Genomic DNA, 12,340 nt, shown 5'->3' with positions numbered 1-12,340 from the left:
CGGTTGTCATGGGGCATGCTGTATAAAGCCGGGATTATCTGGTATTATTGTTTGAATTGCCACCAATCGAAATAGAAGAAAGGATATTTCCCTTTACCGACAAATATTAAATAAAGGTCGTGAACACCAGTAGCCCCCTCTATAGTACAAGTCTTTAGCTTCCAGTTCTTTTTTCCTCCGGTACATCCCACCTGGCAGACACCAATCAATTTTCCTTTAGGACTATCCAGACGTAGCTCTATGCTTCCCTCCCTATACATGGATGCCACACAAGCCTCAAAGCTGCTTGCTCCTTTTCCGAAATCCACACTCCGCACTTTTATATAATCTGTATTATGAATGTCAGTAACATAGACACCTGTCTTTTCATCCTTGGCAGTTTTCACCCCGTCGCTCCATGCCATAGTTTCTGCCTCCACCCTGCGATAAGGGTTCAGTGGGGTCACAGGAGTTACTTTTTGTTTGTCCCAAAAGGCCAATTCATCTATAGTTCCGTCGGTATTATACTTGAATTCAGCTACACAGATAGAACGGCGTTCACAATGTATATCGCTCTGTGCTTTGTGTATATCATAATTAAAACCGAAAAGATAAGATTTCCCCTTAAAATCTATAATCCCCGGATGATTGCCGTTACTCCTGGGATTATGGTCCATAATGGTACCGGTCTTACGCCAAGGCCCCGTAGGAGAATCACTCATGGCGTAGCCTATTCCTTCAGGGCAACAAGTTGATGCATAAGCCATATAATATTTACCCTCCCGCTTATAAAACCAGGGCCCCTCCTGATAGTCTTCCGGCTTTACGTCGCATTTTACGACATCGCCCGAATAAGAAACCATATCCTTATTCAATTTCACATAATAAAGATTTGGATTACCCCAATAAAGGTAAGCTTGTCCGTCGTCGTCGATAAACACAGTGGGGTCAATATCCTCCCAATGCTCCTTTTGCCATACAAGTGGCTTTCCTATCGGGTCTTTAAATGGCCCGTAAGGAGAATCAGACACCAACACCCCGATACCGTTCCCATGAACCGGACAATACATGTAAAACTTGCCATCACGTTCAATAACCTGGGGGGCCCATGCCCCATTTTCGCGTTTTGTCCAGATAAAATCCTTCAAGGAGGCCACAGGACCACAGTCCGTCCAGTTTACCATATCGGTAGAAGTATACAACAGCCATTCTTTCATAAGAAATCCCACCGCTTCATCATCATCATGCGTGGTATAAAGATAAACCGTATCGTTATACACCAACGGCGCCGGATCGGCCGTAAACTTAGTTTGTATAATCGGATTTTGTGCCGACAAATGACATGACAACGCCGGTAACATACTTCCAATGAAGAGAAGCCCGGCAAATGAAAATTGTTTTGTGTTCATAATATATCTCTATTTTAAATGTGTATTTTCAATAACAATCTCACAGTAGCGTATCATCACTCCACCAGACATCCCGTTACCCGGACTTCCACCAGTTTCGGAGTCGCCAATCCTATCCGGTCCATAAAGGAGAAACGCACAAAACGCATCTTCAACGGCTGTTCAGGGATAATCTCCATTCTCTGTTTTCGGGCAATATAATCGTAGTTGCCAACCGTCTGCCATACGGTCTTGTCGGCAGAAACCTCGACTCTAAAGCTACAACCGACACTCTCGGCAAACTCCACAGTTATGCTATGCAACCGCAATCCGCGCTCGGTATCCAACATCCAATAGACCGAACGGTCATCGCCCGAAGGCTGCCAATAACTGTCCTTATCTCCGTCGGCAGCCAGCCCGGGCGAATGCCCCTCCAACGAGCTGGAAGCAAATGTAGGATTGTCAATGCCATAAGTCTGCAAAGAATCCTTCCTCACCCTATTCTCATACCGTATGTACGGACGGGCTTCCACTTCCCTGCTTTCGCCTTTTCTATAAACAGGAGCACCCACAAAGTCCAATGTAACGCGAGCCGACTCAAGCCCCGGCGAAGAAGCCTCGACCAATGTATGCCCTGCATAATATGAGCGCAAGGTTATAGCCGCCTTTCCGTCTTGAATACGGATGTCGCTGCCCGGAGCAAACAATATAGACTTTCCTGTAGGGAACTCGCCCGGCCCCGAAAGTACACGCAGCTCGACAGCGGGGCTATTGCTCAGCTCACGGCCATCCGCATCGAGCACAATAACCGTAAGATGCGTATCGTCTGTACCGTCCGCTTTTATCCCGTCGGATTTCGAAGCAACCAGCCGCAGGCGCGCGGCCTTTCCCTCCACCGGCCACCGGGGCGGAGCAGTCTTTGCATATGTATTGCGATACCAGTACCAGGAACGTTTCGGCAAACGGAAATAATCTACAATCCCCATTTTTGCCATATCATTACCAAAGATGCTGCCGTGGTCGAAGCCGCACCAAATAGCCTGCCCGCTTCTCCATTCACGGCCTTTCCAACCTTCGTTGCGGGCAAGGTCGCCCCAACCCGCCATATATTGTCCCGGACGGTCAGACGTAACACTGCCATACTCCGACACCACCGACGGAATACCGGGTTCCTGAAAATCAGCAATATTAGCCCCGTCGCCGTTATACCCCGCCACATCGCCTATCAGGTCTATGCGTTCGGCCCCCAACGGGCGTTGCGCACCTCCGACAGCCACCCTGCGGGTAGAGTCCAGCCGATGCGCCAAGTCTGCCATACGTCCCAACAATCGTTTCACGCCGGGAAGCGAAGCACTTTCGGTAAAGAAGGGCTCATTGCAAAGGCTCCACACAAACACCGAGGGGTGATTACGGTGGATACGTATCATCTCTTCCAACTGTTGCAGCACATTCGCTTCGAACGCCGCCGTATCGGCGGCAATCACCGGATAAGCCCCGGCAGTCCATCCACCGTCTACCTTCGGGCCTGCCGTGCCCCAGAAAGGAGTTTCCGACCATAGTAACATGCCTTCACGGTCGCAAGCATCGGAGAAAGCCGGAGAATGGGGATAGTGCGCCCCCCGAATCATATCAAAACCGGCTTCTTTCATCTGGCATACATCACGGCGTGCGGCTGCATCGGTTACGGCATCCCCCCAGCCCGCCTGGTCCTGATATACATTGGCTCCCCGAAAATAGTAATGCTCTCCGTTAAGGAAAAAACCTTTGTCGGCAGTCCACCCGAACCAGCGGAAGCCGAACGTAATTTCTTCAGAATCCAGCAGATGCTTACCCGCATAAAGCCTGCTCTCCAGCGTGTAAAGCGACGGGCTTCGAGGTGACCAAAGCTCGGGAGAACCGATTTCATCGGTTCTCAAATCATAGACACAAGCACCGCCCGCATTAATCCTTTCCGTTCCGGAACTTTCCGCCACCACACGACCGAACCTGTCTTTCACCATTATCGTCAATGTATAAGTACCGCCTTTGCCGCCGGTATTCTTCACGCAAGCCTTCACCCTCACGTCTGACGCCTTTCCTCTGTTCTTCTCCAGCGAAGGAGTAGTTATCGCCGTACCGTACCAGTCCAAATGCACCGGATGCTTCTTCACCAAGCGTACATTGCGGTATATCCCACCGCTGAAAACATGCTCGCCCCCTCTGGGAGCCACCGTAGGGCGCCACAGGTTATTGACTCTTACCGCCACTACATTATCGCCCTCTGTAACATACGGCGTAAAATCGACACTGAACCCCGTATATCCCCCTACATGCTTTCCTGCCAAATGCCCGTTGACATACACTTCGGCTTCCTGAAACACCCCGTCGAACTCTAAAAACAGCCGCTTATCCATATCGGCTTCGTCCAGCTCCAGATGCCTCCGGTACCAACCGTATCCCACATAAAAATCCTTGGACAGAAAATAAGGGATGCTAAACGAATGCGGTAACCCTACCGGCTCCCATGACGTATCATCATATAGCGGCTGTTCCGCCTTGTCACAATCGCCAATCTTATACACCCATTCACGGTTCAGATTAACAGTCTCCCGCCCCGTAGCCGCTCCGGCGGTAATGCCTCCTTTTAAAAAGAGACACCACAGGGCCATAACCATTACCAGTCTCCCTATCGTTTTCATATAATAAAAGCGTTTTTCATAAAAGCAGAAATACTAATCCACATCCACCACAATCCTCCTATATGCAGTCAGAGCCGGTACACCCTTATCCGTCAGTTCCAGGATGATATGGAAAGACTTCCCCGAAGCGTCCGAGGGGACAGTAACCTTACATAAGGGCGTACTCTTTCCTTCGATGCCCACCGTTCCTTTATAAGTACCCGGCTCACGGTACACAGACCAATTATAATCCAACGAATCTCCGTCGGGGTCTGCCGACATCGAAGCATCCAGGCAGAAGCTGCTACCCGCCTTTACCCTCTTATAGATGCATTGCAAAGACCGGTCGCCGTCAACGGCCGCCACAGGATGATGATTCACGACAGAATAATCATCGGTGGTAGTCCAAAGTATCCGGGCGGCAAAATTATTCCATATATGTTGCTTCCACCTGTTTATAGCCCCGATGCCTTCTTCCGAACTCGCATACATATAATACGGGTCGTACTGCGTTTCGTCCTTCCCGCTTTTCACAATGAAATCCATACCGCGTACCCCGCTTGCCTTCTCCGTAGAGAACCGGCCTCCCCAGCCTCCGTAGTCTATATACTCCGGAACATTCAGACCATTGGCATATACATATAAGAAAGAAGGCGAATCTCCTTCCGTAGCCCACATCCGGTCAGGATACGCCTCACCCAAAGGCTTGCAGGACTGGATATTTCTCTTAATCCATTCGTCGGAAGGCGCCCAGCCATACACTTCCTTATTACGGATATACATTATCTCCGGAAACTCCTTGGCAATCCATGCACCCGCGTCATCCTGTCCCAATACATCGTAGATACGTATCTTACCGGCAAACTTGCGGAAAGCCTGCCCGCTCCGCGAGTTCCTTACCTTCCACAGCGCCTGCGCCACGGTGTTCATCCCTCCCCAGGCTGCAATCCAGACAGGACGTCCGTCGTTTTCCCTATCGACCGTCTCGATAATGAGTTCCGACCCGGGAGAATCTTTTCCCTCTCCCACTCCCGACATATTCGATTTCTCTTGTCCCCTCCTGATAACCGACCTGAGGTAATCGATATCCGGATACCCGTCTGCGTGCTTCTTCAAACGCGGCAGTACCTGCCCGAATGTTTCAACGACTTTCCTTATCTTATCCGTTTTATCCGAATTGTCCACCCAAACCTGGGAACTGATAAGCCCTTCTATATCAATCATATTAGAACAGAGCAACAGATGAATCATGGACTGCACATCGTCGGGATCCGTCCCTCCGAGGTCGGTAGTGACGATAAGCCGCTGCTTGTCACGGCATTCTGCCCGAAGTTCCGAGGCTCCGGAAAGCTCCGGAAACCGGTCTGTTATCTCGAAGTAATCGAAGTCCGCATAGCCGCCCGTCTCCTTCGTAGCGTAGTTGAACAGGGCAAAACGGTAACCCATGAAATGCGGAAGGGTGTATTCCATTCCCAGGACATTGCCTATCGCCTTCCACTCCTTTCCGTCGAGGCTGTAATAAAAGTAACCTTTATCCGCCCGCCCGCGGAAGTCACAGGCCGCTTTCAGGTACACTACCTGCTGCTCCAACGGAAGTTTCTCCACTTCCACCGGCTGCTCGGCCGCACCATTCACCATTACGATATACTTCTTGCCTTCGATAACTTTGACGCCGACTTGACCGTACTTACGCTGGAAAAGGGCAAGACCCGCAAAGTCTCCCTCTTTCATCCCCGAAACATCCATGCCTACCGAACCCGAACAGACTGGGCCGATAGTGCGCTGCGTCAGCGTATTCCTGGCCTGCATCAAAGAAGTCTCCACCCGTCCCGTCGTCAGCCGCAGATATCCCTTGCGGGCGGAAAGAGACCAAAGGGAGTTATCCGGATTATGATTCCACTGCCATACCAGAGGCAACGCGCGTTCGCCCTTCTTACGGCTGAAACCGTCGGAGTTTACAATACCCGGAATCAGCCCGCGGCTGTCAGGCAACTCCAACCCGGCAGGGGCGAGCCCCTCTACGCCAAGCACCGGCCAGCCGTCTTTCCACTCCACCGGAACGAGGTAAGGAATACGCCCTACCGACCCGCAATCTTCGAACAGGTAGGCAAACCAGCGTCCGTCCGGCGTATCCACCAGCCCGCCTTGCGCGATGCCGCGGTCTTGAAAGACGACACGTCCCTCGTAGGGTCCCGTTATCTTGTCTGCGCGATGCACAATCACGGTACGCACCCCGCCGTGCGGCCAGGCAATATTGAAAAGGTAATACTTGCCGTTCACCTTGAAAAGTTGCGAGCCCTCTGCTCCCAGCATGATATTATCTCCTGCCGGCGCACTGGCATTCTCTATCAGCACCCGTTCCGTACCGGGTTTCACCCCCGAAAGGTTCGGCTCCAGCTCCGCCAGAAAGAGTTTTCCGTTACCGTATATCATGTAGATATGCCCGTCGTCATCGAAGAAGAAAGAGTGGTCATGGTAGGCGGGCGAGAACTCCGTACGTTTCCACGACCCCTTCTCCAGGTTTTCCGTGGTATAGAAATACGTCTTGCCCGTGGTTTGCGCAAATGTGGAGAGGTAATAAAGCCCTTTGTGATAGCGGAGGCAGCTCGCCCACGAACCACGGCCATAGGTGTTTTCGCCGTTGTCCAGGTTCATCACGGGTATATCTGCAAGCGTGTCGTAGGCATAATTCACTATCTCCCAGTTCACCAGGTCTTTCGACTTCATGATAGGAACGCCCGGAGACATATGCATTGTGGTGCTGCTCATGTAATAGGTATCGCCCACACGCAGCATCGACATGTCCGGCACATCGGCATAAATCACCGGATTAGTTGCGGGCTTCTGCGCCGCCAGCGGCAACATGTAACAAAGCAGGCCGCATAAGAGTAAAAGAGTTTTCTGTGTTTTCATATATTCTCATTAAATTATTATTCCGGATTAAAACAAGCCCGTAACCGTCGTATAAGAACGGATAAGCCCGTGTCTCTAAAACATTTTCATCTAAAACTGTAACTATGCATACCGATACATACAAGGATACCGAACAAGATAATAATCTTTTTCATTTCTATACTATAAGCTGATTAAATCGTAAACTGGTTAAATCGTATTACAAAGAAAAACATCTTGTCTCAATCCTTACCCAAAACTTGTTACAGATGCTTTTCCCTATGTTACATCTTTAAGGCATTCTCTCCCCTGTCCTGCATGGTATGTGCAGAACAGAGCGGGAGAAAGTAAAGCGAACCATAAAAGTCAAACAAAAAACTTTTAAAGTTCACTTCATAAGCGGATACGTCCCCTCTGTTCCGGCAACCATTCCCCAAGCTTATTCCGGCCGGCAAACGAGGAAAAACGGGAAACAGACCGTTGTAAACCTTACCGTACCCCATATATTTCGTGCTTTTACCGGTATCAAAACTTCGTTTTGCAGTTGCGCCCCCTCGGGTTCACAACTGCAAAACGAGGTTTTACCATAAGCATAACGACATTTTATATGGGCTAAAAGAAAGAAAATAACGGTACATGCCGGTATTTGCCTTTCGGCTTTTCAGGGAGGGATATGGGGTGTACCGGTTTTATCACAAGGACATACCGGTTTTATTGCAGCAGAGAGTAGGATTGTACAGGGTTGTGTGCAAAGGCGGCAAACAAGGAAGTATAAACAGTCTATGCAAGGCAATGCCGTATGCCGGCGGAAAGTAGGGTTAACGAGGAAAACGTATCGGATGCCTTACACATGTCATTATAATAGCAGCCGCATCTACGGGGAGGAAATATGAAGTTTTGTTTTGTGCTCCTGCACTTTCTTCACAGAAAATGCAGGATTCTCATTATAAAATGCACAAATTAATCCAGTTTCTCGGAACTGAATGTTTTTTCTTTCTTAAGTAAATCTTTGATAAAGTCCTTGGGCTGATAGTCGCGGTCGAACAGCAAAGCGTAATCTTTCCGACCACGTACAGGGAAATCGTTCTTCCAGGAATCACCGTCGCTAACACCCCAGGCAGTAACACGGCTCACGATATCAGAATGCTTGATAAAGAGATTGAGAAAACCCGACATACGCTCGTTCCATTGCCGGGAAATACTGTCGGGCAACGAATCGGGATAAGGGTTGAGCATCTGCTTATAAGCCACCGTATCGGAGATATTGGCAGTACGGTTCAAGGTAGGAAGGGCACTCATATCCCACTCAGTTATCATTACCTTGACACCTGTAGAACCGAAAGCGAGCATGCTGGACTCGAAATCTTTCATGGAAGGATAGTCGAGACCCACATGACCTTGCATACCGACTGCATCCACACGCAACCCCTTAGACTTCATATCCTTAACCAGCTTCACCACAGCATCGCGTTTGCCGGGGGAATGCATGTTATAATCGTTGTAGTACAGCTCGGCATCGGGGTCGGCTTCGTGGGCGTACTGGAAAGCAAGGGGAATAAAATCCTCGCCCAATATTTCGTAGAACTTGCTCTTACGGTAAGAACCGTCGTCCAGAATAGCCTCGTTCACGACATCCCAACCCTTGATGCGCCCTTTATAGCGGCTGACGATAGTCGTGATGTGCTCCTTCATCCGTTGTTTGAGGACTTCGGGCGAAACATTCTTGCCTTCCTTGTCTACACAGAACCACGGGGCGAGCTGCGAATGCCAGATAAGGCAATGCCCGATGATGTACATCCCGTTATCTTCGCCGAACTTAACGAACTCGTCGGCCTGGCGGAAGTCATAACGGTCTTCCTCGGGATGAATAGTCTGGCACTTCATGCAGTTCTCGGCAACGATAGAGTTGAAATGCCTCTTTACAATCCGTACGGCGGCCGTGTCGAGGCCGGACGACTGGCGGGTGTTCAAGGCTGCGCCGATAAGGAACTTGTCGCCCAGTACGCCTTTCAAGGAGGCTTCCGTCTCCGTTGCAACACGGGAGGTGCAGGAGTTTAAGGCAAGGCTTACCAGCAATACCAATAGTATCTTTCTGTTTTTCATGTCATTCTTTGTTTATACAATTTACGATTGTCAAAGTAGATAATCTGTGAAAATCCGTGTAACCTATGGCAAGAACACCGGATTATTTTCCAGAGAGTCCCTCCAAGAATCCTTCATAAGTAGGCTTACGGTTATAGTTTGCATCCCAAAGACCGATAGGTTCTCCCTTTCTCCACCCTGAATCGGCAGGACTATCCGTGGTAGACCACTGTGTAATGCCATACTGCTGTGCAACCGGAATGATTTCAAAGTATTTCTGAATAATGAATTTGTAGAATTCGGACATCTTCAACTGTTGTTCAAAAGTAACAAGTTCCGTCTTGATACCTTCGCCGAATGCTTTCTCTACAATACCCATATCCAGTTCCGTTATCTTAATCAGCTTGCCGCTTGCTGCCAGCAATTCGAACATCTTGACTATGGATTCTTCCTGCTTCTTCTGGTCATCCTCGTTCAGGATATAGCTGACATGCATCTGTGTGCCGATACCGTCAATCTTGGTTTCACCGTCGGACTCCCAACGTTCAATCCAATTAATCAAGCTCTTTACTTTCTTATTATCATCCCACCAGGACTCCAGATTATAATCATTGACGAAGAGTTTCAAGTCTCCGGGATTGCCGCCGTATTCCGCAAAATATTTACGGGCGAACTTAATCGGAATCCGGGCATAATCGTCTCCCAAGAAATCTTGCCAGTAGAAGTTCTCTCCTCCTACTCCGTTGTCGTCCGGATTGGTAGCCGACTGGAGGGCATAATTGCCGTTGCCGTCGTTTCCGCCGCCGGAGACAGGCTCGTTTACGACATCCCATGCGGTTACATAACCGCCGCAGGCTTCCATCATGCCTTTAATCCAGCGTTCGAGTTCATTGGTGAGGTTTTCTTTCTTTTCTTCCGGAGTCAAAGGAATACTATTACTTGATTTCTGCCAGTAAATGGACAATTCGTCAAGATAGATAGTACCGACATATGTACCATAGTTGAAGAGGAAACGGGTAGCGGCATCACCCGTACAGTTTGTACTTACCGTAATTTCCTGCCAGTCTGTCGTAATCGATATGGAAGGGAAGTCTCCCCGCCCTTCATATCCTTCGACTTTCTGGAAAGCCGCTCCGATGCTACCTGCCACACTGCCTTTAATCTTCATTTTCAGGAAATAGGTAGTCCCTTCGGTTAACGCGGACGAGAAATCATAACCAGCCTGTGTCTCCCATGCATTTACGGCAGAGGGATTCGTCAGTCCCATTACTCCATTATTTACCACCCGGGTGGAATTATTACCCCAACCAATCATATTATCGCTGGAGAAATCGTCTTCTACTACATATACATTTGTCATCACGCCTCCCACTGCTTCCATATGGGATACTTTCACGCTTTTTATATCTATAGTCCCTACAAAATCGCCGGACTGTAACATTACGAAGCTCGAAGAGCTTTTGCCGACTAACTCGACGGGGACTTCCTGGTATTCATCGGTAATGTTTATTTTCGTGCTGGATTGGTTGCTCCAATCTCCAAAGACCAAAGTAATCTGAGCTGCGGATGTACCCTTAATGTTCAATGTTATCTTATAGGTTGTTCCTTCTACGGTGGGAACGCCGTCAGCGATATGGTATTGTACTTCATAGAAATTCGGCCTTACCGAATTGTTAACCACACTCAATGCCCCGTTTTCGATTCCAATCCTGTCAGTACCTTGGCTCCAGTACGTATAGTTAGTAAGAGTTGAGTAGTCTACAAAAGCATCTTCGACTTCTTCTTTCGCATCCGGGTCGACTTCTATTTCCTCATCTGCAATCAGGCTATTCAGATACTTATTGTTCTGTTGCGAGTGCCAGCAAAGCGTATGCCCGTAAACCGTCAAACCTGCCGTTTTGGCTGCATCCACAAATTTCGTTACCGTTGAAAAGTCCAGCGTACCGTCATCTGCCACGCACGACGCATATTTCATGGCATTGCCCGCCACCATTTCATCGAAGTTGGCAATGGCCATGCTACGGACCATTTCTCCTTTCAGGAACTCGCTCGCCGTGATACCCGCTCCCAACTTGAAGTTGGGATGGGTGCTGCGGTCTATATATGTTTTCAATGCATCGTATGCATTGAGATATTCGTATTGGGCAATGCTTTCCGGTTTATCCGTCTTAAATTCGACAAACTTATCGTCGGCACAAGAGGCTAAAACAAACAGCAAAACCAAACCTATATATTTACTTATGCTATTTTTCATAATCATATCTCCAAAATTTAATTAGCTATATACTTAGGGGTAAACACCTCCAACTTATTAGTTCCGCGCGTTTGCAGCACCAATGTGTCTTTCGTAACAACCTGCTTGATGCCGAAATCTACGTTGTACTCGAGGTAGATAGCGTCGCGGTCTTTGTTGCCCCATGCTTTCTTCTCGCCGTCCTCCACGAACTTACCGGAACCTGTGGCCGAAATTCCTGTCGTACCCGAAGTTATGGTACATTCATTCTTATCATTGAATGTCAACAACAAATCGCAGCTCACGGTCGTACCGTTAACATCGGTCGTACTGACGGGGAATACAGCCGTATCCAATGAACGGGTAGTAATACTGCATACTTCGTCTTTTTCTACCGATTCGGCATGACGTACCGAGGTTGTCACCTCTCCGTTTTCTGTAATCTTGTCTACTCCGCGGCGCAGATAGGAGGCATGCCACGGATTCATATATTTCACGCAATAAAGGACGTAATCCATAGGCAGCACACTCCAATAATCCGAATTGGTACGTGCCGGCTCATCATTCTCAATCAGAGGAGTACCGGTAAGGATACGGTCTGCCCCGGTTTGTCCCTTCATTACTACGGGAATAACATAGTTGCACTCCAACGATTTTTCATCGGCAAAGAAAGCATCTGTGAGTTGTACCTCTACATTGCCCCAATGTTCGCCATTGTAATTGATTTTATCGCCGGCAAGTGTGTAATGCGTAGAAGGCATAGCCAATACCGGCGAACCGTCTTCGAAAAAGAGGTTGTCGCAAAGCGTATTGTCCACAGCAATGTCTATCGTAATATCCCTGCCGCCATAGGCTCCTCCCATGGTAGCATAGATTGCGCATTTGTGCTGGCGGTCGAGGGAGTTATCCACAATTTCGTCATTGCCAAGCACTATCGTACGTACCGGATACTGGTAGGCGAAATACACTGAAGTGCCGCCTTCGTAGTCGGGGAAAGACCTGTCGCCATTCTCGCATGAAGAAAAAGCAAATGCTACGCTCCCCAAAGCCATTATAGATAAAAATTTATATAGTTTCATTTCCATTGTTTTTTGCATTTTATAATTATG

At 48.7% G+C, this 12,340-nt stretch carries 6 protein-coding genes; all 6 read right to left on the bottom strand.

The window, feature by feature from the left end; translation table 11 throughout:
• Window positions 1-44: 44 nt before the first annotated feature.
• The 6 genes from C233_RS0109505 to C233_RS0109470 all read right to left on the bottom strand — a co-directional run bounded on the left by C233_RS0109505 (window position 45) and on the right by C233_RS0109470 (window position 12,316).
• Complete coding sequence (locus C233_RS0109505) at window positions 45-1,388, bottom strand: glycoside hydrolase family 43 protein (RefSeq protein WP_018667368.1); 1,344 nt, start codon at window positions 1,386-1,388, stop codon at window positions 45-47.
• A 56-nt stretch (window positions 1,389-1,444) separates the two neighbouring features.
• The gene (locus tag C233_RS0109500) at window positions 1,445-4,045 is read right to left on the bottom strand and encodes a glycoside hydrolase family 2 protein (RefSeq protein ID WP_026314810.1); all 2,601 of its coding nucleotides are present in this window, start codon (window positions 4,043-4,045) and stop codon (window positions 1,445-1,447) included.
• Window positions 4,046-4,078: 33 nt separating this feature from the next.
• Window positions 4,079-6,937 carry a nucleoside hydrolase-like domain-containing protein gene (locus C233_RS24815; RefSeq protein ID WP_244149065.1) on the bottom strand — a complete coding sequence of 953 codons (2,859 nt, stop codon included), beginning with the start codon at window positions 6,935-6,937 and terminating at the stop codon, window positions 4,079-4,081.
• A gap of 939 nt (window positions 6,938-7,876) precedes the next feature.
• Complete coding sequence (locus tag C233_RS0109480; protein WP_018667363.1) at window positions 7,877-9,019, bottom strand: endo-1,4-beta-xylanase; 1,143 nt, start codon at window positions 9,017-9,019, stop codon at window positions 7,877-7,879.
• 82 nt (window positions 9,020-9,101) lie between these two features.
• A complete protein-coding gene (locus C233_RS0109475) occupies window positions 9,102-11,258 on the bottom strand; it encodes an endo-1,4-beta-xylanase (protein ID WP_018667362.1) in 2,157 nt (718 codons plus the stop codon).
• A gap of 11 nt (window positions 11,259-11,269) precedes the next feature.
• The gene (locus tag C233_RS0109470) at window positions 11,270-12,316 is read right to left on the bottom strand and encodes a DUF5627 domain-containing protein (protein ID WP_081626112.1); all 1,047 of its coding nucleotides are present in this window, start codon (window positions 12,314-12,316) and stop codon (window positions 11,270-11,272) included.
• Window positions 12,317-12,340 lie beyond the last annotated feature (24 nt).

Origin of the sequence: Bacteroides gallinarum DSM 18171 = JCM 13658, from assembly GCF_000374365.1 — a bacterium.
Lineage (GTDB): Bacteria > Bacteroidota > Bacteroidia > Bacteroidales > Bacteroidaceae > Bacteroides > Bacteroides gallinarum.
The sequence above is the reverse complement of the archived record's forward strand: the minus strand, read 5'-3'. Positions and strand labels throughout refer to the sequence as shown.

Excerpts from the sequence above, each read along its gene's own strand:
- C233_RS0109505 (WP_018667368.1), bottom strand. The coding sequence starts at position 1,388 with ATGAACACAAAACAATTTTCATTTGCCGGGCTTCTCTTCATTGGAAGT.
- C233_RS0109500 (WP_026314810.1), bottom strand. The coding sequence starts at position 4,045 with ATGAAAACGATAGGGAGACTGGTAATGGTTATGGCCCTGTGGTGTCTC.
- C233_RS24815 (WP_244149065.1), bottom strand. The coding sequence starts at position 6,937 with ATGAAAACACAGAAAACTCTTTTACTCTTATGCGGCCTGCTTTGTTAC.
- C233_RS0109480 (WP_018667363.1), bottom strand. The coding sequence starts at position 9,019 with ATGAAAAACAGAAAGATACTATTGGTATTGCTGGTAAGCCTTGCCTTA.
- C233_RS0109475 (WP_018667362.1), bottom strand. The coding sequence starts at position 11,258 with ATGATTATGAAAAATAGCATAAGTAAATATATAGGTTTGGTTTTGCTG.
- C233_RS0109470 (WP_081626112.1), bottom strand. The coding sequence starts at position 12,316 with ATGGAAATGAAACTATATAAATTTTTATCTATAATGGCTTTGGGGAGC.